The sequence below is a fragment of the Yersinia sp. J1 genome (assembly GCF_050586585.1).
In the GTDB taxonomy this organism is placed as follows: Bacteria; Pseudomonadota; Gammaproteobacteria; order Enterobacterales; family Enterobacteriaceae; genus Yersinia; species Yersinia entomophaga.
The window spans coordinates 870,821-894,088 of record NZ_JBOBDP010000001.1; the positions used below are offsets into that span (position 1 = coordinate 870,821).

Sequence of the window (23,268 nt, forward strand, 5' to 3'; positions counted from 1 at the left end):
CTTTTATCGCAGATTCTTATAGACCGGGAAACATGACTAAAATTGTTTTTGTCGAAGACGACCCAGAAGTCGGAAAGTTGATTGCCGCCTATTTAGGCAAACATGATATTGACGTTCTGATTGAGCCGCGAGGCGACACCGCGCAGGACTTTATTACCGAGCAACAGCCGGATTTAGTGCTGTTGGATATTATGTTGCCGGGTAAAGACGGTATGACGCTTTGCCGGGATCTGCGTCCTCATTATGATGGCCCGATAGTCCTGCTGACCTCATTGGATAGTGATATGAACCATATCCTATCGCTGGAAATGGGTGCGAATGATTATATTCTGAAAACTACGCCACCTGCCGTTTTGCTGGCGCGGCTGCGTTTACATTTACGCCAACGGCAAAGCCAGAGCAAAGAGCCACAGGTAGCCACGCTGACCAATCAAAACGCGATTCGCTTCGGCCTGCTCTGTATCGATCCAGTTAATCGTCAGGTCAATCTGGGTCAGGAGGAAATTACGCTTTCCACGTCAGACTTCGATTTACTTTGGGAACTGGCCACCCACGCCGGTATTATTATGGATCGGGAAATCTTATTAAAAAGTCTGCGCGGCGTCAGCTATGACGGAATGGATCGCAGTATCGACGTGGCAATCTCTCGTTTACGTCGCAAACTTTACGATAATACGCTGGAGCCATTCCGCATTAAAACCGTGCGTAATAAAGGTTACCTGTTTGCTCCTAACGCCTGGGAATCCGTCCAACAATGAGAAAACTATTCATACAGTTTTTCTTATTGCTGTTTGTCTGCTTTATGGTGATGGCGATGCTGGTCGGGCTGGTTTATAAAGTCACCGCCGAACGCGCTGGGCGCCAGTCTTTAGACGACTTGATGAAAAGCTCGCTGTCATTGATGCGCAGTGAACTGAGAGAAATCCCCCTGCGTGACTGGAATAAAACCATCGAAACGCTGGATTTGAATCTTTCGTTTGAACTGCATATTGAACCGCTGGATAAACGAGATTTAGGGCCACGCCTGAATAAACGACTGCGGGCAGGAGAGATCATCGCTTTAGACGATGAATACTCATTCTTGCAGCGAATTCCGCGCAGTCATTATGTATTGGTGGTCGGACCGGTTCCGTATTTATTCTATTTACATCAAATGCGGCTGTTGGATCTGGCTCTGCTGATTTTAATCGGTATGTCGCTGGCGTTGCCGGTTTTCCTGTGGATGCGCCCGCACTGGAAAGATCTGCTACAGCTAGAAAACGCTGCCCAGCGGCTGGGTTCCGGACATTTAGATGAACGGACGCACTTTGATCCGACTTCCAGTCTGAATCGTCTCGGCGTCGCTTTTAATCAGATGGCGGATAACATCAGCACTCTGATTGCCAGTAAAAAACTGCTGATTGACGGCATAGCCCACGAGTTGCGCACCCCGTTGGTTCGTTTGCGCTACCGTTTAGCCATGAGTGAAAATCTGAGCGAAACAGAGCAACTGGCATTAAACCGGGATATCGGTCAGTTGGAATCATTGATAGACGAACTATTGACTTATGCTCGTCTGGATCGCCCTCAGGTTTCTCTTAATCTGGAGCCAATAGATTTACCGACCTGGCTGCAAACTAAAGTCGAAGATATGCGCCTGATTCACCGCGAGCGAGAAATCGCGCTGGATATTCCGCACAGTGGCGATTTTGGTGCGGTGGATTTACGCCTAATGGAACGAGTGCTGGATAATTTGGTGAATAACGCCCTGCGCTACTCCAATCAGCGTTTGCGCATCGGCCTGTGGTTCGACGGCGATGAAGCTTGTCTGCAGGTTGAAGACGATGGTCCCGGCATTCCGCCGGATGAACGCACCAAAGTGTTTGAGCCTTTTGTCCGCTTAGATCCAAGTCGCGATCGCGCGACCGGCGGCTGCGGTTTAGGCCTGGCAATCGTTCACTCCATCGCGCAGGCTTATCAGGGACGCGTTTTTGTAGAAAGCAGTTCTTTGGGCGGCGCGAGCTTCCGTTTCTGCTGGCCAGTCAAAGATTACTACAGTTTATCCGTAGATTCAGACGCAGTATCAGATAAAAAATAAATAGCAAAAAAACGTTGATTATCATCGGTTAACTAATGGAGTGCCCTATGATCACAGCCTATCATCAGCTGCGCAGCACCTTCACTCGCCTGTCTCGTTTTGAACATCTCTCGGCTATTGCCGGCTGGGACATGCAAACCATGATGCCCCCTAAAGGCAATTTGGCTCGCTCAGAGGCCTTGGCCGAGCTAAACGTGCTGCATCACCAAATTCTGACCGCGCCACAGGTCGGCCAATGGCTTGAGCAGGCGGAACAGGAAACTCTGAACGATATTGAGAAAGCGAATCTGCGCGAAATGCGTCGCCACTACGATAACGCGGTACTGGTGCCAGAAAGTTTGGTTGAAGCGAAATCGCTGGCAGGCGCGCGTTGTGAACATGCCTGGCGTCAGCAACGCATCAATAATGATTGGGCGGGCTTTGCAGAAAATCTGCGAGAAGTGGTGAAACTTAGTCGTCAGGAGGCCGAGATCCGTGCGCAGGCTGCCGGCACATCTCGCTACGATGCGTTATTAAACCTGTATGAGCCGGGTTTACGCAGCAGCGATTTGGATCGTATTTTTGGTGATTTAAAGCAATGGTTACCAGATTTGCTGCAAAAAGCGATCGTCAAGCAGGCTAAACAACCACATTTAACACCAGTCGGCCCATTTGATTTAGAGAAACAGCGCCAGCTTAGCCTGAGTGTCATGGCGCTACTTGGTTTTGATTTTGACGGTGGCCGGGTTGATGTTAGCGTACATCCTTTCTGCGGCGGTGTTCCGCAAGATGTACGTATCACTACACGTTATAACGAGAAAGAATTCACTAGCGCCCTGATGGGGATCGTTCACGAAACGGGGCACGCCCGCTATGAACAGAATTTACCGCGCGAATGGTTAGGCCAACCTATTTCTCATGCTCGCTCCACGGCGATACATGAATCTCAAAGCTTGCTATTTGAGATGCAATTGGCACGTAGCGACGAGTTTCTAAAGCTTTTGCTCCCCCTGGCTATCAAGCACTTTGGCGAACAAGCGGCGTTAACCGAGGACAACTTTATTGCGCTTAATCAGCGTGTTGAAGCCGGTTTTATTCGGGTGGATGCCGATGAGGTTAGCTATCCGGCTCATGTGATTTTGCGTTACGAAATCGAAAAAGCGCTGATCGAAGGCGAAATTGAGGTTGAGGACATTCCGGCACAGTGGAATGAAAAAATGCAGCGTTATTTGGGGCTAAATACCGAGGGCAACTATCGCAACGGCTGCATGCAAGATATTCACTGGACCGACGGGGCTTTTGGCTATTTCCCAACTTATACCTTGGGCGCAATGTATGCCGCTCAATTATTCCAAACGGCTCGTGAAGCGATTCCAAATCTGGATCAACAAATTGGTAATGGCGATCTCAGCGCCTTATTCGCTTGGTTGCAGCAAAATATCTGGCAGCACGGTAGCCGTTATCTCACCGACGAGTTGATAATTAAAGCCACGGGCGAAACTCTTAATCCGCGTTTCTTCCGTCAGCACTTAGAGCGCCGTTATCTCTAAATCTTGCCTCAGGCCGCCTGAAAATGGCGGCCATGCTTTGCCCCTGGCATTCATAAATTATTTAATAACAACCACTCACACTAATTTTTAATGCTAATCGCACAGCCGAACGTCTAATACAAACAAGATTTAAACAAAATCCCGTTTCCCCTGTGAAATCCCCTAAACCCCTAAATTGGATATTTACACACCAAGACAGAACGCCATATTGAGCAGCTTGGGGGCTACCTAACTGCCCTGCTACTATCTGCAGGACTCTTAGGCGTTGTTATATTCCCCGATTATTTGTTAATCGCTAAAGCTTCAGATGGCATTATTTGAACTAAAGCATACTGTATGTTGTAACTAAAATGAGATTCGAAGTGATGAAGTTATGCTTTAGCATCATCAACTCTTGGCTATGTGCAGAAAATGCAGAAAAGTACGATGGGTAAGCTTTTACTCTTCAGAGGCGTAAATTGCGTCGCTTGATTTGTCATTATATTTGATAGAGCTGCTTAGTTAGACTGATAAGAGAGGTTCCGGGGTTAGTTCGAAATTTAAGCGGGTAAAACTATCAGCCCACAAATTCCTTTGTTTACCTCAGTTAATGCTCGATATTTATTTTTCGATGCCCCCTCCCCGCACCTCTTTAAATAAGAATGGCCATCCCTGATAGAGATAATCGAGGGATGGCCAGAGTCTTAGATTAGATTTATTATAGTATCCAGTATGGCATCAAACTCTGTTTACAATGCCACCCCATTAACACTGAATTCCAGGTTGGATGTTGGTTTAGCAATATCAATGGACGATACCTCCACGCCGCCGACAAAAATAGATGCTTTTATCGGATTCAAACCTTCCTCTACGTTAATGTGGAATTTGTTCATACAGGTGGCATCAATGCGGTTAGCAGAGAGTTTGAATTGCTGAACGACCCCACCTTCGAATTGTACTTCGAGATAACAAATATTGGCTCGGTTACCGTCACCTTGATAAACCATACCGAATGAACCATGTAATGCCGGGAAGATATAACTGCTCAGCGCCCCCTGAGGATCGTAATAACCAACCAATGTAGTGACCGCTACCCCTTGTTTATATGGACGTTTGGCTTCGCTCAGCGAGTAATCGGCAACTTCCAACCAAGTTTTACCATTAGATAAATAAACGGTGTTGTGGTTATAGGCAATGGTATAGAGCTGGTTATTCACATGAAGCAAAGAAGTAGAGTTAGTTACGTTTTTAACTCGTACGGCTTTACCTTTATTCTCCTCTGTAGCAATAGGAATATAAATATCCTTAGCAAAACTCTTATTTTTAAACGACACGGTAATCAGATCATGGCGTTCAAGTAATGCCGTCATTGATGCCATGGTAACTTCTGAAGGCGCTGCATCTTTATTTGACTTGGTTTCCACCCGGTTTTCCCAAGGTTCCATTGTTTGAGTCGTGGCATTCCACTTATTAAAACCGGTAGGCGAATGGCGATCAAATACGGCTTTATTCTCCAGGAAAGTTTGAATTTTTGATAACGAATAAGGTGTATGCAGGGTAAAAGCATTACTTTGCATATACATTGGCGAACCACTCGCCATCGCATCGCGACCAAAACTGTGCCCGGCAAAAGGTGCTGCGCATTGCTCATCCTGACAGGTTGGTTTGTTGCTGATTGTATTTTCGAAGTTAGGGATGAACTGATCGTTATCGCTGTCCCAACCCCAGCAGGAGTTTGGCTTATCCGGAGCCTGATGAATAGAACCCGCGTATCCGTTTGGATAATGTCCTAAACCGTAGTTATGGCCAACTTCATGGCTGAACTCATTCCCAATACTGCTTTCCAGGGTCACAATACCGCCGCCGCCGGATAAACCATGTACGATAATCCCATTGACGTACTTACCAATGGAATTATGCGCAGTAAGCTGTGCGGTACTGTACGGATGGCCGTTTTCCCCTTTCCCTTGTGAGGAGTTGATACCGTAGTTAGCATTATTAATACCGATGGAAATCAGTTCTTTACCAATGCGCTGACGCATTGTTCCCTCATAAACGCCACCGGTGCTTGGATCGTAATCGGTTAGCAGCACACCTTCCGGCAACATCACTTCTTTGAAATACTGCGGTTCGTACTGTGAAACGATCAGTCGGCTCAATGGAACCTGTTGGAAATACTGGCGATGATATTCATTTTTTTTCTGGAATTCGAATGCGTTGCGATACGGCGTTAACATACCTAAATCAATGGTGTGGATAATTAACTCGTTCGACGCCCCAACCTGGATATTACCAAGTTGGCCGTGTTTGCCGTTATGTTCAAAATCAAGCTGAATACCTGGAACGATTTTTTCAAACGGAATAATGACCGACCAGAAGCCTTCACCAAAAGAAATCTGGCTATATTTCACATCATCCAGACTGTACCAAGAACCTTTATAATTACGCAGCACTATGGTCAGACCACGATTCAGCGTAACTTTTTTACCTGAGTAGTGGATAAATGAATTATATCCGGCATTCGAGGAGAAAGTGACTAATTTACCATCCAGTTCATCCGCAACAGGCATATAAAAATCTTTAATCCAACCACCATCTCGAGTGCTGATCTTTAAACTGTTATTGGTAGAAAGAATGGATTTAATCTGATTACCTTGCGTATCATTTTGTAGTTTATTCAGCTCGGCCTGACCAGAAATGGATTTGTCATAAACTGCCGGTTCAATAAAGTCATCTTCACTGCCGTTGAAGTCTTTAATCTGCTCAACCAGCCGCGTCAAGTCCTTGGGCGGACGCAGGGTGTAAGTGCCAGCCACCTGATTTTCCGCATCTTTCAGAGTCAAAGTGACCGGAATAGCCTCGTCAATCTCTTGTTTTGATTTAAACAGGACCATAGTTGTCTTATGCGATGTTAAATGCGGCTGAATATCATCGTTAAGATGTTTACCAGCCGGAATCACACTGTTCTGTACAAAAAGAATAGAGGCAGAAAGCTCCCCACCGAGATCGCTTGGAAAATCGTTGTTATTAAATGTAATAACGTTTTTTTTGTCGGTCGTTGTCTTTTCCATTTTTAATACCTTATTTAATTGATGTTTTTTTTCACAGAGTAATAGTCTTGGGCCAATATCTACCCTTCCCATCCACAGATATTAACTTGCGTATTATCATCTACTGCCAGTTAATTCTGCGGCATCAAGTAAATTGCATAACACCAGATAGAATTAGACTGAACTGATTGCTGCGGCATTCCCTAGCAGATAAATAAATTAATTTTATTATTAATTGTAAATAATAAACTCCTTATCATTTCGCTTGGGAGTTAACAGCCTACTCCAATAAATCCGATAATATGATTTAATTGTCTTTCTCAGTTAAAAAATAACTGAGCGAGTGTAACTTACAAATAAACATTGAGTGCAGTCAGAAATTATCGGGGTAAATAAGAATATGACTTCTCAACTCCATTAATTTTGATGGGATGATTTGCATACGGCTAGAACAACAAAAATTGTTCTCTGAAACCAAGCAAAAAGACTCACGTATAATTGGGTGTTGGCTGGCCGGATGCTCTGATAAATGTTTATCTCGTCTTTGATAAAATTTATTATCACTATCGCGCTATTTACGCTAAAGAGATTCTAAAAGATACCGATAAGTCATAGTGTAGCTTACATGGCGTCGCCTTAGGCGCTCGTTTTTTATTCGACCTGAGCAGGCCTTAAGAATGGAACAGGTGTTACCCTCAACGATAGAACTAACGCCCAGATCGGAGAAGATAGTGCCTTATTCTGCTCATGCGCAATTATCAACGCGAAACAGGGATAGCACAGAAAGTAACTTGCTGATAACAGAAAAAATCGACAACAAAGATTCTGGCTATTTGACGTGGCAGAAATCGATCGGTGATTCACTGAGTGACCTTTACCAGTTATCTGATGCTCAGACAAAACAAATTCAAGAACAAAATGAGCAGCATAGATTGCGTATTCACGCGCTGTGGCAAGATATGGAAAGTCATATTTTTCAACATAATAGAGAATACAGCCAGCAATTATTGTCCTATCAGGATAAAGTGCAAAAATCGCTAATTGAATTTGCCCAACAAAACCAGTGTGATGCTCAAAATTACAATACAAAGATGGCTGAAGCGTTAGAAATACGATTTAGTCGGTTAAACCGTCAATTGGAATTAAGTAATCTGGCTTTGGATAAACAAATTAGCCAACAGCATCGTATTACCAGAAAAATGACGCTGGCATTAGGCCTGAATATTCTATTTTCATTTATGTTACTGATGACATTTTTTTATCAACATCTCGGCTGGTTAACCATGCAGTAATTCAATATTAGAACAGAAATGGCCCATATAAATATGAGCCTTTTTTATCAATTTTGTCTTAGCATTAATTCCGCAGTTCGCGTAAGTCAAAACGAACAGGAATAGTAATGCTGATTTCTTTTCGATTAGCCATTATTTCCTCCGGCGCTGGCGGTAAAGGTTGCGCACGCTTAGGCAGAGCCAAAGCTTCATTATCCAACGAGTCAACGCCGCTGCTTTTCATTAAGCGAGTCGCTGAAACCAGCCCTGCTTTATCCAGCGTAACGCGTACCAGCACGATACCCTGCCGACTCTGGCGCACCGCAATGGGCGGGTAACGCTTATGGCGGCTAAGGTGTCCCAGCATTAGGCTACTCCAGTCAGGTATGCCTTGGGTCTGCGCAAAACTGTCACTGGTGTAAGGCGCGGCGATACGTTGCTCTGCTGCGCTCGGAGGCGCGCTGGTTGCTTCGGCTGACGGCGTAGTACTTGGTAACGAGTCCAGTGAGGGCGCATTATCGTTTTGCGTTTCACGACGCTGACTTACCGGTTTCGGTTTTTCTATGACCTTATTTTTCGCTGCCAATATTGCGGGCTTCATCGCTTCCGGCGCTGCCGGCTGCACGCTTTCCTGCCGTTCCGTTTCTGATTTCACGCTGGATTCCGGCGCAGATAGCACTTTGGGCGGCCCCATAGGGACATCATTTGGCGCGGGGACGGATTCTATTTTGTCTGCCAATACCAGCATCAACGCCGGTGGCGGCGCGGCGGTAACCGAATCCGCAGCAACATAATGATAAGCCAGCCAGCAGATCAGGCTGCCGTGTAACAGTAAAGCCAGAACGGTGCTACCACTCCAACGAACACGCTCCCGGCCACGCATAGGCATCATGGCAATATCTGACGGCGCCGACAGGCTATTTTTAGTGGTTTGCATTGTTTTCCTGCTTGGGTAAGAAAGGATAACGAGGTAACTACAAAGAATGTCACTTGAGTTGGCTATTTGGGCAGTAAAAAAATAAAAACAGTATAAACATTGGTAGATTAGTTATTCGTCAGCATAATTCATCGAATATCTATCTGAACCCAATAACGAGAGAAATATTTGACCTGAACTGGCAAGACATCGGGTAACGCTTTAAGAATGCGGTCAGTATCCGCCAAAGGGAAAACCCCCGACAAACGCAGACTGGAGGCTTCCGGCTGACAACGCACTACGCCGGAACGATAGCGGCTTAGTTCGGCAAGAAAATCACTGAGTTTCTGATTGTCGACTAATAATTGCCCATTTACCCAAGCGCTTTTTTCTCGTATTAACGGCTTCACCCCGCATCCAGATGCGGACAGCCAACCGCCCTGCCCAGCCGGGATAGTCAGGCTCTGCCGAAGAGACCGCGGTGATAACCTTACCGCCCCCTGATAAACATCCACCTCACTCTGCGTTCCCTTTAAGTAAACGCTAAATCGTGTTCCTATCGCCACAATACGGCCCTGTGGCGTTTCCAGGCTCAGCGGACGGGGAAAATGCGCCTGCTGTTCCAACTGGCCACTTTCCACCATCACTTCCCCCCGAATTAGCACAATCTGGCGAGCCACATCGCTGTAACGCACATTAACCGCCGTTTGAGTATTGAGCTGTAGGTGCGTGCCATCTTCTAGCGTCAGACTTTTTTGTTCGCCAATATCGGTGTGATAGTCAGCCTGCCAAGATAGCCAGCCCCTAGAGTGACCACCCAGAATCACCCCTCCGCCGGTGATACAGCTGGCGGCCAGTAACTTCAATACGCCCCGCCGATTGGTTTTCCCCAATTTGGTTTTCCCCAATATAGATAAAGTGCTGTGGGCTGCCTGAACGTTGAGGCGACTAAAATCGGCGCAACAAGACTCAATATGCCGCCACGCCCGCTCATTATCCGGATGCTGATTACGCCAATGTAACCACGCCTGCCGATCCTGTTCCGTCGCCGCATCGTCCATTAAATGCGTCAGCCAGAAAACCGCCTCCCGCGCGCTTTCGCTGGCAATAGGCACGCCTTGGGCATCCTGAATCGTCGGATTATTCATTGGGGGCATGGTCATTTCAGCAGCTATTCATATAGGGAGATGTTTACTTAAGACGGCAGTCATCTAAGAAGATAGCGCGAAAAAACACTGAAGATTAGCGCGCTGTAGGTACTGTTTAACCGAACTGGCAGAAACCCGCAGACGTTCAGCAATATCGCTGTAGCGCATACCCTGTAAGTGAGCCAACAGGAAGGCTTCCCTCACCTGCGGCGGTAAACCATCGAGCGCGGCATCCAGTTTTTCCAGAATTTCCAAGGTTAATAGACGAGTTTCAGGCGATGGCGTAACCACTTCGGGTAATGCACTGAGAGCCGAGAGATAAGCATCTTCAATCGTTTTGCGACGATAGTGATTAGCCACCAGACGCCGCGCCACGGTGGCTAAAAAGGGACGGGGCTGACGAATTGCCTGCGCATCGGGATTAATCAGGATATTCAGGAAGGTATCTTGCGTGAGATCTGCCGCATGTTGCGGACATCCCACTTTGTTGCGCAACCAGTGATAAAGCCAACCGTGATGTTCGAAGTAAAGTCGCTGGGCAAAACCATGCGCACTGGCTGATGTCTCCCTCATCGTCAATTTTAACCCCGAAAATTACAGCTCACTTGAATGATAATGATTATTATTTATATTTTCATTATTCTATGTCAAGTTATTACTCGCAGTGAGTCTTATTTTTATAGCAAACCGCTTATTTCTCCCTTTTGGTTTCCCGTCGTAGTCCCTGTCTATATGGCAAAAAAACGGCATCCGCCAAGGATGCCGCTGTTTGAGCTAGCGTTGGTCTTAGAATCGTTGAGAAACGCTCAGCTTTATATTACGACCAACGCCAGAGACCGACTCGCCAAGGTACGGGTAATACTCAGTGTTAAACAGATTATCAACCGCCACCCGTGCTTCAAATCCATCCAGCGAAGCTGGCTGCCAGCTGGCAAACAAACCGTGCAATATGTAACCTTTGGTTTTCGGTAATGACCAGATATCCGCTTTAGGATCGCCATCTGACGGAGAACGGTCCTGCTTCCGCACGAAATCCCCTTTCCAGCCGAATGCCATGTCCCATTCAGGCATTTTAACCCCTAGCATGGCATGTGCCGCAGTCGGTGGAATTTCTGCAATCCAGGTGCGGTTGCCCCAAGGGTCGCGCGGCGAAGCATCTCTTTCCCCACGAATGGTGGAATAAGACAAGTTGCCGAAAATTCGCTCACTATCATAGAAGGTTTCAATTTCTAACCCTTCGATGGTATAGCCCGGTAAATTGCGGTAATTGGAAAGTGTCCCACTACAGGAAGACGAACTACCGCTGACCGATTGGGCGTCACACAGCACGCCGCGGCGATAGAAGATTTCGTTTTTACCCCGGTTACGGAACAAGGTAGTTCGAATTTGCAGACTGTCCTGTTTCGTCATCAGATCGTTAAAATCGAGGATTGCGCCCATGCGAATCCCGGTGATGGTCTCCACATCCAGATTGCGACTGGTGCCCGGTATGCTGGACGCCCCAGACTGCACCTCGTACTGCTCATCCACCACCGGCGCGCGCCAGGTGCGGCTGATGTCAGAGAACAATGACAGATTCTGCGTTGCCTTCCACATCACCCCCAAATGCGGAGACCAGCCGGTGTAAGTCACACGACTGTAGTCGTGACCGGCCGCTGGATCGCGGTCATTAAAACGCGGAGCGAAGTTCGGCTGCCCGGTATTGGTCACGTGATCGTATCGCACACCCGGCGTGACGGTCAGGCTCCCCAACGTCAGCGCATCTTGCAGATAGAGGCTGCGGGTTTCCTGCTCTCCCGCTGGCATATAATAAGGCTGGAAATAGCCATAGTTATAGCTCGGGTTATTTTTTTGAGCTGGATAGTACATCAAGGTGTCGCGTTCGTGTTTATGCCAGCGCGTCCCCACCGTCAACACATGTTCCAGCACACCAGTGCTAAAGCTGCTTTCATTGTTGATATCCAACATGTTGTCTTTATAACTGACCCAGCTTTCATTACCCAAACTGCCGAGGAAACTGGTAGATGCCGTTTTCGGCCGCTGATCGTATTGTTTGGTGCTGGAATTGGCATAAGTCACGGTCATATTCAGTAACGGGTTATCTTCCGGAGAAATATTCCATTTTACCGAGTAGTTGCTGTCCACCTGATCCCGTAACACCAGCTTACGTCGCCAGGCTTCTTCATAGCCATATTTCTTGATATCTGCGGCTGATGGGGACGGCATATCGTCACGTTTGGCGGCAAAAGGCTGCCAGCCATCGGATTCCGAACGCATCGCCGATAAGGTTAGAGTCTGAGAATCTGTCAGATAAATATTGGTCTTGAGTAAATAAGAGGCCTGATCGTTAGTGGAGTAGGCAAATCGCGTGCCGTCCGGGCGGCGGATATTATCTCCGTCACGTTTACTCATATAGATTAAGCCGTCGGCCAGCCCGTTTTCCGTGCGACCGTATAAAGCAGAACTATAGATATTCTGTCTATCATTAGTGTGGTAACTGTATTTCAGCAGGCCACCGAAGTTTTCACCCGGTTTAAGCATATCACCGGCGTCTTTGGTTTCGATTTTCACCGTCCCGCCAAAGCCCCCGTTACCATTCAGCAGATTGTGAGGGCCTTTATCCACATCAATACGCTTAATCAGCTCCGGCTCAATAAATACCGAACCCTGTCGATATTTTTCGAATCCTTTTGGCGCACCATCGAGGGTGATTTTTACATCTTCCATGTCGCCCATGCCCCAGATATTCAGGCTTTGCCCGCCGGGACGTGGCGATCCAGCCATAGAAACACCGGGTAAACGGTCAATTAAACTGGCCAGATTATCCGCCTGCGCTCGGGCGATATCTTCCTGACGCAAGGTGGAACGCCCTGCCTGTAAGCTGTTTGCCATTCCACCAATCACCGACAGCTCCGGCATGGTAATGCTGTCATCGGAAAGCCACGCCTGCGGAACTTCCATCAACCGGTAACCATTCGGCGTTTTGACCGCCTGTAGCCCGCTTCCCGCCAAGAGTTGTGCAAACGCCTCCGACAAACTTTGCGCGTTATTCACGCTAGCAGCGGTTTTGTTCTGAGTCTGCTCGGCGGTGAAAGTCAGAATAATGTTAGCCTTGCTAGCTAAGGTCTGTAAGGCCGCGGTCAACGATCCTCCCGGAATGCTGTACTGCGTCGTCCCCGCGCTAACATGCTGATCCGATATTTTTTCCTGAGCCATCAGTTGACCCGGCAGACTAATACCTAACGACAGTAGACCGGATAAAGCGTAGCTGACAGGGCGAGCGGCGCGATGAGATGATAGTTGCTGGTGAATAAAATGCGCTTTCTTAACTGCCACGGAAATATGCTGTGATTTCCCGCTATTTTTTATAGTCATAACGTTCCCTGAGTGCATTGATATGAAAACTCATCAGAGAGGTCACGCGAGAATAAAAATCGGGCAGAAAAAAAACATAATTGTATATATCGTCGTTTAGCCTGAGCAATCGCCCCCACGCAGGCGACTGGTTTTCAAGTATAAACAGCCGCTGTACAAACGGTTACACGCCGAAACCAATGACTCACGGATCTTCCCATCAGCATTCCCTACACTCTTTTTAACGGCCCAATCGAGCCGCCCCTAAACAGAATGCCGAGGAAACACCCATGAAAAAATTATTAGCCTTAGTTGTTGCTGCTACTCTGGGCTTGTCTTCTGCGGCTTTCGCCGCTGACACCACTGCCGCTGCACCAGCAACCGCTGCCACTCATAACACCACGGTAAAAATGGCTCATGAAAAACACGCCAAAAAAGCCGTGAAGAAAACCGAGCAAAAAGCACAGGCTGCTAAAAAACACAATAAAGCCGTAACCAAAGCGCCAGCGCAGAAAGCGCAGGCCGCCAAAAAACACCACAAAGCCGTAACCAAGGCGCCAGCGCAGAAAGCGCAGGCCGCCAAAAAACACCACAAAGCCGTAACCAAGGCGCCAGCGCAGAAAGCGCAGGCCGCCAAAAAACACCACAAAGCCGTAACCAAAGCGCCAGCGCAGAAAGCGCAGGCCGCCAAAAAACACCACAAAACCGTAACCAAGGCGCCAGCTCAGAAAGCGCAGGCCGCCAAAAAACATCATAAAAGCACGGTAAAAGCGGCACCAGCGGCTAAATAACTGACCGAATGTAACGAAGTCACACCTGACTCGCTCAACACCCGGTTATACCGGGTGTTTTTTATCGGGGGTCGTCACCATGCTGCGTCGCTACCTATTCGAAATCATCCTGACCGCTCTGATTCTGTGCGGTCTGATTACCCTTAGTTTTTACTTATAATTCTAATTAAGCCATCACACGAAAATATCGAAAAATCAATTGCTGAACAGCCCGACAGGGTGAATTATGTCTATAGTTACCGGTAGCAATATTCCTAATTTTGCCGGAATCAGCGGTTTTTTTGAGTGTTAATGGATGACCTTTGCAAGGCAGATTATTTATGCGCTTATCATCACTACTACTGTTGAGTCTGTTACCTTTTTCCGTCTCCATGGCCTACGCCGACTCCCCAGAAACGGCCAGCGCCAAAGATCAAAACACGTTATTCTTCGGAAAAGACGATCGAACAGAGGTGACCAACGGCGCGGATTGGCCGTGGCAGGCAATTGGACAAATTGAAACGGCGAGCGGCAACTTATGTACCGCAACGCTTATTTCCCCTCACCTGGTTCTGACCGCAGGCCATTGCGTACTGGCTCCTCCAGGAAAAATGGATAAAGCTATTGCTTTACGTTTTATTTCCCACAATCAGAAATGGGCATATCAAACCGGGAAGCTGGAAACCTTAGTTGACCCTAAACTGGGCAAGCGCTTGAAACCGGACGGTGAAGGCTGGATCGTTCCACCTGCTGCGGCGGCCTATGATTTTGCTCTTATTCGGTTAACCAGTTCAAAATCCTTACCCATTAAACCCTTACCTCTTTGGCAAGGCACATCAGCAGAGCTAACGCAGGCACTCAAACAGGCTAAGCGACAGGTAACTCAGGCGGGTTATCCGCTGGATCATCTGGATAGTCTGTACAGTCATGAAAACTGTCTGATTACTGGCTGGGCACAGCAAGGCGTCCTATCCCATCAGTGTGATACTTTGCCCGGCGACAGTGGTTCCCCGCTTTTACTCAAAGGCCCGGAAGGCTGGTCGCTGATTGCAATCCAAAGCTCGGCCCCTGCGGCTAAAGACCGTTATCTGGCGGATAATCGCGCGCTGGCCGTTACGGCTATCAGAGAAAAGCTAAATCTGCTGAGCAAAAAGTCTAAAGATAAGTAAATATTCTTCGCTGAATTGATGAGTGAATAGCCGGCGTGCTCATCAGAGCACGCCTTCTTCCTTCCTTCTCCTGCTAGTCCTGGGCTTCATTTAAATAGCAAAAATAAAGTCATCAACCTTGCTTTGGATTTTCTCTTTTACTCTCTGGCTAATGGCGGCGTAGCTTCTTTCATGCAGTGTTGCTGTCGTCATATAAACATGAATATCGCCAACAATCCCCTGCGTAGAAAATTTCTGGCTAAGTAAATGGCCTTTCACTGTCTCGGCGGTGGTGAAAAACAGGCAAAGCGTGGAAATAACATTCAGATCCGACACAAAATTCACCTGTAGCTTCACTCGGGTGACAGTGCCGGAAAAAGGTTCACGTATAAAATCATCGGAATCTGTTTCAGCGAAAGTTCCAGCGTGATAAACCTCGATTGCCTCCTCAGTGAATGGCTTCTCAAGTAATAATTCCATTCCACTGGCGACGAAACGCCAGGCATCTGGCGGCACCATCTCTTTAAAAAAATCGCTCATCATGTCTTTGAGCACTAGTTCTGCGCCGATCTTATCGGGTCGATATCTATCAGATTGTACGTCAGAGAACTGCCAGAAGATCGATTCCAATATTTGCACATAGTTCACAAACCAACTTTTGGATGACAAGAATCGCGATGTTTTTTCATCTGCGTTTAATTGCGCTAAGAAGTAGGAGTAAAGCGAGTTTTGTCGGAATAAATTATTCGTTTCAGGATGAAAGACAAATAAACTGCCGTAATCCACATACACGTCCGATTGATAGAAACTCATACACACCTCGCTTGGCATGAATTGAATAGCATTACAGGGGTGTTCTGACGGTCACTCATCTATAAACATAGATGAAAAGCGTTATTAATATAAAAAAATTTTTATATTAATATTCATTGTCCGAATCAACTTCCAACAAACGCTAACCTTCGAATAAATATCTTTACAGCCCTCACAAAGCGGGCGCAACCAATTATAATTAAAGGAAAATTTAAATAAAAACCATGAGCAAAATCAATTATCGCAAAGAATGCACCAGCCTATAATAAGAATAACATTCAAATAATTATTGATATTAAAATTAATGAACTTATAATTCATTCACTATCTTACTCCACAGTAACTATTAAATTAAAACTTAGAGCAACAATTAATATTTATAGTTAAATGGTTAAATGGTTAAATGGTTAAATGGTTAAATGGTTAAATGGTTAAATGGTTAAATGGTTAAATGGTTAAATGGTTAAATGGTTAAAATATTATTTATTAATAATAGTTTTCATAAAGAATCTCATTAATATACGTTTAATTATATTGATAAAAGCAAAGTAATAGATTCTGTATCTTTCCTCACCGTTGTTTCTGAGTCTAACGAGATACCACCGCGCGATCGCCGCGTACAACGGCGGACTGCACGGTGATAGCCGATCAAGACTGGGCGGAAAGTTGCTCGATAGTTTGCAGGATACGTTTATCCGAAACCGGATAAGCGGTACCCAATTGTTGAGCAAACAGACTCACCCGCAACTCCTCGATCATCCAACGCACTTCCTTCACATCATCATCCTGCGCACGTTTCGGCGGCAGTTTATGTAGCCACTGCTGCCAAACCTGCTGCACCTGCTCAACCCGCTGCATTTGAGCGCGATCGCGATGAGGATCCACCGCCAGTTTTTCCAACCTTCGCTCAATCGCATGCAGGTAACGCAGCGTATCTGGCAGGCGTTTCCAGCCGTTGTTTGTGACAAAACCTCGATAAATCAGGCCGGAAAGCTGCGTTTTAATATCAGAAAGCGCCAACGCCTGCGCGATATCAACACGCCCTTTCAAACGTTTGTTGATACTGAATACCGTCGTCAGGATTTGCTCTACCTGCTTGGCAATCTCAACCACGGTATCATTCAGTTCCGCCCGAACACTCTCCTGTAAGCGGCTAAACTCCTCCGCTTTCCATACCGGCCCGCCGTACTGAGCCACCAGTTTGTCTACGCCGCAGGCAATACAATCGTCAATAAGATCCAGTACGTTGCCATAACTGTTGAAATACAGCCCTAATTTGGATTTATTCGGCAGTTTTTCATGTAAGTACTTAATTGGCGACGGAATATTTAGCAAAAGAAGACGCCGTGTGCCCTGCCACATGGCTTGCTGTTGCTGAGTTTCAGTTTCAAATAAACGAATGGCTACGCTGTCTTTTTCATCCACTAACGCCGGATAAGCCTTCACTTCATAACCACCGCGACGCTGTTCATAGCAGGTTGGCAAATCGCCAAAGCTCCAGATATGCAGATCGTTTTGCTCCAAACCATCGTCAGCCACGGCGGACAAGGTTTCCTGCACTTTTTCCTGCAACTGGATTTTAAGCGCAGCCAGATCCTTACCTTCTCGCAGCGGGCGATTTTTATCGTCAACAATACGGAAAGTCATGCGTAAATGGTCAGGCACCTGATCCCACTGCCAGCTCTCACGTGACACCGTCACGCCAGTCATGCGCCGCAACTCCCGCTCCAGCGAATCCAAAAGCCCGGTTTCCAGTGGCGTGGCGCGAGCCAGAAAGGCCTCTGCGTAATTAGGAGCAGGAACAAAATTCCGTCGCACCGGTTTCGGCAGGGATTTAATCAGCGCGATAACCAATTCCCGACGTATCCCCGGAATTTGCCAGTCGAAGCCTTGCTCTTGAATCTGATTCAGAATGGGCAAAGGAATATGTACCGTCACCCCATCGGCATCAGCGCCCGGCTCAAACTGGTAGGAAATACGAAGCTTTAGGCTACCCTGATACCAAAAATTAGGATAATCCAATGGATTAACTTTGTTGGCACCATCCTTAATCAGCATGGTTTTTTCGAAGTTCAGCAGCTCAGGCTGTGCCTGACTCGCTTTCTTCCACCAGCTATCAAAATGGCGCGCTGAGACCACATCACGACCGATACGCTGATCGTAAAAGTTAAACAGTGTGTCATCGTCCACCAGAATATCCCGGCGACGGGACTTGTGTTCTAACTCTTCCACTTCGGCCAACAGTTTCAGATTTTCACGGAAAAAAGCGTGGCGCGTCTGCCAATCACCTTCCACCAGACCGTGGCGGATAAACAGTTCACGGCACAGCGGTGGATCGATTAAGCCATAGTTAATCTTACGCGCCGCGACAATCGGCAGACCAAACAGCGTCACTTTCTCACTGGCCATCACCGCACCCTGAGCTTTCTCCCAGTGTGGTTCGCTATAGTGATGTTTGACCAGATGCTGTGCCAGCGGCTCAATCCATTCCGGTTCGATGCGTGCGGCAATTCGCCCCCACAGGCGACTGGTTTCCACCAGCTCCGCGACCATGACCCATTTCGGCGGTTTCTTGAATAAACCCGAGCCTGGGAAGATAGCAAAACGGGCGTTGCGAGCGCCGGTATACTCTTGTTTATCAGCATCTTTCTGCCCGACATGGGAAAGCAATCCCGTCAACAATGCAGTATGTACGCTGCGATAATCCGAAGGCTCACTATTCACCGGCAGCCCCAACTCTCTCACGACCTGACGCAGCTGGGTATAAATATCCTGCCATTCCCGAACCCGCAGATAATTCAAATAATCGCTGCGGCAAAGTTTACGGAACTGCGCCGATGACAACTCTTTCTGCTGTTCCTTGAGGTAATCCCAAAGATTAACAAAGGCCAGAAAATCTGATTCTTTATCTGCAAAACGGCGATGTTTCTCATCTGACGCTTGCTGCTTATCCATCGGCCGCTCACGCGGATCTTGAATTGACAGCGCGGCGGTAATAATCATGACTTCGCGCACACAGCCATTTTTCTGGGCTTGTAATACCATGCGAGCTAAGCGCGGATCTACTGGTAACTGAGCCAATTGGCGGCCCAAAGGCGTAAGTTGCTGATGCCCGTTATTTGCAGTTTGGATCGCCCCTAACTCTTCCAGCAAGCGTACGCCGTCCTGAATGTTGCGTTTATCCGGAGCTTCGACGAATGGGAATGCGGCGATATCCCCCAGCCCTAGGGAGGTCATTTGCAGAATAACTGACGCCAGATTGGTGCGTAGAATCTCCGGATCGGTAAATTCGGGACGAGACAGGAAATCCTGCTCCGAATACAAGCGAATACAAATACCGTCGGACACCCGTCCACAGCGCCCTTTACGTTGATTAGCCGAGGCTTGAGAAATCGGCTCAATTGGCAAGCGCTGCACTTTGGTACGGAAACTGTAGCGGCTGATCCGGGCAGTTCCGGGATCGATAACGTATTTAATCCCCGGCACCGTCAATGAAGTTTCCGCGACGTTGGTAGCCAGCACAATGCGCCGCCCGTGGTGGGATTGGAATACCCTATTCTGTTCACTGTTGGACAAACGCGCATACAGCGGCAGCACTTCGGTATGAGGCAGATTCAGCTTAGTGAGCGCGTCGGCGGTATCACGAATTTCCCGTTCCCCGCTCATAAAGATCAGAATATCGCCTGGGCTCTCTCGACCCAGTTCGTCCACCGCATCAAAAATAGCCTGTAGCTGATCCCGCTCCACGTCATCGGCATCATCCACCACGGGGCGATATCGTACTTCCACCGGATAAGTACGGCCGGAAACCTCGATAATAGGTGCGTTGTTGAAATGACGAGAGAAACGCTGCGGATCGATAGTCGCAGAGGTAATGATAACCTTAAGTTCAGGACGTTTCGGTAAGAGTTCACGCAGATAACCCAGAATAAAATCAATGTTCAGACTGCGTTCATGCGCTTCATCAATAATCAGCGTGTCATACTGCATTAACAGTCGATCTTGCTGAATTTCAGCCAGCAAGATGCCGTCGGTCATCAGTTTAACCAGGGTATTCTCACCCACTTGATCGTTAAACCTAACCTTATAACCGACGCAACCGCCGAGAGTAGAATCCAGTTCATCGGCAATACGGTTCGCCACGGTGCGAGCAGCCAAACGCCTCGGCTGAGTATGACCAATCACGCCTTTCACACCGCGTCCCAGTTCCAGACAGATTTTAGGAATCTGCGTGGTTTTACCCGAACCGGTTTCCCCTGCCACGATCACCACTTGATGATCGCGAATAGCATTATAAATATCTGCCTTTTTCTGGCTTACCGGCAGGTTTTCCGGGTAATTAATCGTCGGACACGCGGCTCTACGGCTGGCAACCCGCTGCGCGGCAACGGCAATGTCATTCTCGAGTTTATCGAGAATCGGTTGCAGGTCCTGCGGGTTAGTGATTTTGCGTGCGCCTTGCAGACGACGACGCAGCCGTTGCTGGTCGCGGAGCATCAACTCGCCAAGCTGGGCGGATAATGCGGCGAGAGAAGATTTCACGTTCGGTATTCCTTGTTACATCGGCCTTGGCTCTGGGCGGAGGCATGATTTTCTTAGACTATATTGCGAGACATGGTAACACAATCCGCTTTTCCGCCCTATATTCCGCGGGTTGTAGCCTTCCGCAAATTTTATTCAATAAAATCGAACAAAGAACGCAAAATATTGCGCTATCCCTACTAGAAAAATATGAATACAGTGTATTCCATTGAAAGGGTATCCCCCTTATATCACTGTTACCTATTAAGGAATTCCCATGAGTAAAGTTCTGGTTCTTAAATCAAGCATTCTGGCAACGCACTCACAGTCCAACCAACTGGCCGATTTTTTTGTTGAAGAATGGAAATCTGCTCACGCCGGCGACCAAATTACCGTGCGCGATCTGGCAGCTCAGCCGATTCCTGTTTTAGACGGTGAACTGGTTGGCGCACTTCGTCCTTCTGATGCAGGTCTGACTCCGCGTCAGCAAGAAGCTCTGGCTCTTTCCGACGAGCTGATCGCCGAGTTACAAGGCCATGACGTGATCGTTATTGCCGCTCCAATGTACAACTTCAACATTCCTACTCAGTTGAAGAACTATTTCGATCTGATTGCCCGCGCTGGCGTGACATTCCGTTATACCGAAAAAGGCCCTGAAGGCCTGGTCACGGGCAAACGTGCCATTATCCTGACCAGCCGCGGCGGTATTCATAAAGATACCCCAACCGATCTTATTGTTCCTTACCTGCGTCTGTTCCTGGGTTTCATCGGTATTACCGATGTGGAATTCGTATTCGCCGAAGGTATCGCTTACGGACCTGAAATCGCAACCAAAGCACAGACAGCAGCCAAAGAAATGTTAGTTCAGGTAGTTACGGCTTAATTCCGCCCTATAGAGGCAGAATTTTGCTAGGCCCTCGTCATACCCATTAGTGTTATATGTCATTGCGCACCGTCGGGTGCGCTTTTTTAGCTCTGGCAGTCTACGGGCGTAATGTTTCCCTCATTGAGTCCGTGTCTAACAACATCATCGTACTTTTACTTTATTCATCAGTCGCCAGCCCATTAACCCATTGCCCTTTTAGCGCTGCTTTTATTGCCTGATGTTTTTCGTGTCCCCCGGCAATAGCAATAACCGTTTTTTGCGGCTTGACGTGCAAAGTGACGCTGGTCAGGTAATTACCTTCTCAACGCTGCATCCACTGGCCGTTAATTCCCCGCACAAATTCCCCCGGCTGAGCACGACTCACCAACTTTTGCCCTGCAAGTTTGGCCACTTCATCGGTTGTTACGTGGTTATTTTTGGCCACTTCCTGATACTTTTCTTCTCTCGCCGCATTAATCTGCGCCACCAGCGCCAGCGTTTCGGCATCTTTCTTTACCGGTGCCAGGTAGCCACTAAGCGTTTCCCCCACTCGTCCCTGCTGCTTGGCCTGATCTAATGTCAGCGCCCAAGCGCCAGGGCTAAACAATAAACTGCTTAATACCAGACTAAGGCCAACCCACCATTTCGTTTGCTTTTTCATGTTGGCTCCTAGAACAGTTCAGATTGATTTTTCAATAAATTCTCTACGTCTTTATCGACTTTGATGCGAATTTCATGCTCTATCTTTACGTTCATATTGATGGTAATCGGTTTCTCTGGCGTCGCAACCTCCAGCCGCACACAACCACTGAGTAGCAGCGTGCCTAAGACGATGATTACCCCATACTGCTTTGCCAACATCTTCATTTGGTTTTCCTCGTCGATATGCCCGACCGCCGCATAACGCTGTAATTAATCACCCTATCTGAAAAGAGCCCTCCGTGAATGGAAAACCTCCCTACACACTGATAGCACCTGCCATAAGCTACTGAATTGATTATAACCGTAACCAAGACGGTTTCTACCGCTAACCGCGGCTAAGCACCGACAACCGAACAAATTTGCGCAGCGCTACGCATAATTTACGGCAAAATCTTCCCCAACGCATAAATAGCTTTATGCTGTCGCCATCAAGGTAGAATTTACGCAATACCAACCACATAATTTGAATATGGAGCAATCAACATGGAACCTCGCATCGCCACGCTTTCCGCCCCCATCACCGTATCTGGCCTACGCATTCGTACCCAGAATAACGATGAATTTAATCAAAAAACCGCCAAAATCACCGGTCTGTGGTCTGAGTTTTTTTCCAAAAATCTGGCGGAATGCACGCCAAACAAGCTCGATAACTCACCGATTTATGGCATTTATACTGCCTATGATGGCGGAGTAACCGGTTATTTTGACGTAATGGCTTGCGTCGCAGTGAAAGAAAAAACAGAGGACGCAGACTCAATTGAGATTCAAGCCGGGTCTTATCTGGTTTTTGAGGCTAATGGGCCAATGCCAGCGGCCATTATTCAGGCGTGGGGCGATGTCTGGGCTTATTTTGAACAGCACCCTGAGGTAAAACGACGTTTTGCTACCGACTATGAAACATATATCGACGCAGAAAGCGCGCAAATTTATATCGGTATACTGCCCTAGTCTGTGGGGGAAAGGAAAGCCCATTGCAAGTGGCTGAAACTTGTAAATTATGTTAAATATCAAACATCTAATAGAGTTAATACATTTTTTAGCGACGAGTGACTAATGAGCTTCCCTGTGATTTCAAGCCTAAGCAGGCGCAGGCAAACACGATGCGGTTAGCGCTTTCACCCTAGT

17 protein-coding genes and 1 pseudogene are annotated in these 23,268 nt (G+C 47.4%); 8 read left to right on the top strand and 10 right to left on the bottom strand.

Features of this window, described 5'->3' with window-relative positions; genetic code table 11:
* Window positions 1–32: 32 nt before the first annotated feature.
* Genes rstA through ACQ4OC_RS03715 form a run of 3 tightly spaced genes read left to right on the top strand, consistent with a single transcriptional unit; the run spans window position 33 to window position 3,606 of the window.
* On the top strand, window positions 33–758 hold the full coding sequence (gene rstA, locus ACQ4OC_RS03705) for a two-component system response regulator RstA (RefSeq protein WP_064513832.1): 726 nt from the start codon (window positions 33–35) through the stop codon (window positions 756–758).
* Window positions 755–2,077, top strand: coding sequence for a two-component system sensor histidine kinase RstB (rstB, locus tag ACQ4OC_RS03710; protein WP_120805519.1), 1,323 nt, complete (start codon window positions 755–757; stop codon window positions 2,075–2,077). Before rstA ends, rstB begins: the two co-directional genes overlap by 4 nt.
* A 47-nt stretch (window positions 2,078–2,124) precedes the next feature.
* Entirely contained in the window at window positions 2,125–3,606 is a 1,482-nt protein-coding gene (locus ACQ4OC_RS03715) for a carboxypeptidase M32 (protein ID WP_064513836.1), read from the top strand.
* A 728-nt stretch (window positions 3,607–4,334) separates the two neighbouring features.
* On the opposite strand, the gene ACQ4OC_RS03720 is transcribed toward ACQ4OC_RS03715, so the two are convergent.
* The gene (locus tag ACQ4OC_RS03720) at window positions 4,335–6,656 is read right to left on the bottom strand and encodes a M66 family metalloprotease (protein ID WP_430970942.1); all 2,322 of its coding nucleotides are present in this window, start codon (window positions 6,654–6,656) and stop codon (window positions 4,335–4,337) included.
* Between the two features lie 656 nt (window positions 6,657–7,312).
* Between ACQ4OC_RS03720 and ACQ4OC_RS03725 the strand changes: the two genes are divergently transcribed.
* Window positions 7,313–7,927 carry a hypothetical protein gene (locus ACQ4OC_RS03725; protein ID WP_128821807.1) on the top strand — a complete coding sequence of 205 codons (615 nt, stop codon included), beginning with the start codon at window positions 7,313–7,315 and terminating at the stop codon, window positions 7,925–7,927.
* A gap of 64 nt (window positions 7,928–7,991) precedes the next feature.
* On the opposite strand, the gene ACQ4OC_RS03730 is transcribed toward ACQ4OC_RS03725, so the two are convergent.
* The 4 genes from ACQ4OC_RS03730 to ACQ4OC_RS03745 form a co-directional block, all read right to left on the bottom strand.
* On the bottom strand, window positions 7,992–8,843 hold the full coding sequence (locus ACQ4OC_RS03730) for a TonB family protein (RefSeq protein WP_430970943.1): 852 nt from the start codon (window positions 8,841–8,843) through the stop codon (window positions 7,992–7,994).
* Window positions 8,844–8,971: 128 nt separating this feature from the next.
* A complete protein-coding gene (locus ACQ4OC_RS03735; RefSeq protein ID WP_240442677.1) occupies window positions 8,972–9,985 on the bottom strand; it encodes a FecR domain-containing protein in 1,014 nt (337 codons plus the stop codon).
* 48 nt (window positions 9,986–10,033) lie between these two features.
* Entirely contained in the window at window positions 10,034–10,543 is a 510-nt protein-coding gene (locus tag ACQ4OC_RS03740) for a sigma-70 family RNA polymerase sigma factor (protein WP_064513844.1), read from the bottom strand.
* Between the two features lie 213 nt (window positions 10,544–10,756).
* Window positions 10,757–13,186 (bottom strand): TonB-dependent hemoglobin/transferrin/lactoferrin family receptor, encoded by a 2,430-nt coding sequence (locus ACQ4OC_RS03745; protein ID WP_430970980.1) that lies wholly within the window; start codon window positions 13,184–13,186, stop codon window positions 10,757–10,759.
* Window positions 13,187–13,614: 428 nt separating this feature from the next.
* Between ACQ4OC_RS03745 and asr the strand changes: the two genes are divergently transcribed.
* Together asr and ACQ4OC_RS03755 are read left to right on the top strand one after the other, a co-directional pair.
* Window positions 13,615–14,115, top strand: coding sequence for an acid resistance repetitive basic protein Asr (gene asr / locus ACQ4OC_RS03750; protein ID WP_430970944.1), 501 nt, complete (start codon window positions 13,615–13,617; stop codon window positions 14,113–14,115).
* A gap of 320 nt (window positions 14,116–14,435) precedes the next feature.
* Window positions 14,436–15,263: a trypsin-like serine peptidase gene (locus ACQ4OC_RS03755; RefSeq protein ID WP_064513848.1), complete on the top strand. Its 828-nt coding sequence runs from the start codon at window positions 14,436–14,438 to the stop codon at window positions 15,261–15,263.
* A 90-nt stretch (window positions 15,264–15,353) separates the two neighbouring features.
* Here the strand turns inward: ACQ4OC_RS03755 and ACQ4OC_RS03760 are convergent, their stop codons facing one another.
* Complete coding sequence (locus ACQ4OC_RS03760) at window positions 15,354–16,055, bottom strand: hypothetical protein (protein ID WP_120805527.1); 702 nt, start codon at window positions 16,053–16,055, stop codon at window positions 15,354–15,356.
* 648 nt (window positions 16,056–16,703) lie between these two features.
* On the bottom strand, window positions 16,704–20,597 hold the full coding sequence (hrpA, locus tag ACQ4OC_RS03765) for an ATP-dependent RNA helicase HrpA (protein WP_071889755.1): 3,894 nt from the start codon (window positions 20,595–20,597) through the stop codon (window positions 16,704–16,706).
* A gap of 256 nt (window positions 20,598–20,853) precedes the next feature.
* Between hrpA and azoR the strand changes: the two genes are divergently transcribed.
* Window positions 20,854–21,459 carry an FMN-dependent NADH-azoreductase gene (gene azoR / locus ACQ4OC_RS03770; RefSeq protein ID WP_064513853.1) on the top strand — a complete coding sequence of 202 codons (606 nt, stop codon included), beginning with the start codon at window positions 20,854–20,856 and terminating at the stop codon, window positions 21,457–21,459.
* Window positions 21,460–21,619: 160 nt separating this feature from the next.
* On the opposite strand, the pseudogene ACQ4OC_RS03775 reads toward azoR, so the two are convergent.
* The 3 genes and pseudogenes from ACQ4OC_RS03775 to ACQ4OC_RS03785 form a co-directional block, all read right to left on the bottom strand.
* Window positions 21,620–21,751, bottom strand: a pseudogene (locus ACQ4OC_RS03775) (sugar-binding domain-containing protein); the annotation flags it as partial.
* Window positions 21,752–21,763: 12 nt separating this feature from the next.
* The gene (locus ACQ4OC_RS03780; RefSeq protein ID WP_064513855.1) at window positions 21,764–22,102 is read right to left on the bottom strand and encodes a YdbL family protein; all 339 of its coding nucleotides are present in this window, start codon (window positions 22,100–22,102) and stop codon (window positions 21,764–21,766) included.
* Window positions 22,103–22,110: 8 nt separating this feature from the next.
* Window positions 22,111–22,302, bottom strand: a complete 192-nt coding sequence (locus tag ACQ4OC_RS03785) for a YnbE family lipoprotein (RefSeq protein WP_120805595.1) — start codon at window positions 22,300–22,302, stop codon at window positions 22,111–22,113.
* Window positions 22,303–22,626: 324 nt separating this feature from the next.
* On the opposite strand from ACQ4OC_RS03785, the gene ACQ4OC_RS03790 reads away from it, so the two are divergent.
* On the top strand, window positions 22,627–23,091 hold the full coding sequence (locus ACQ4OC_RS03790) for a GyrI-like domain-containing protein (RefSeq protein ID WP_430970945.1): 465 nt from the start codon (window positions 22,627–22,629) through the stop codon (window positions 23,089–23,091).
* Window positions 23,092–23,268 lie beyond the last annotated feature (177 nt).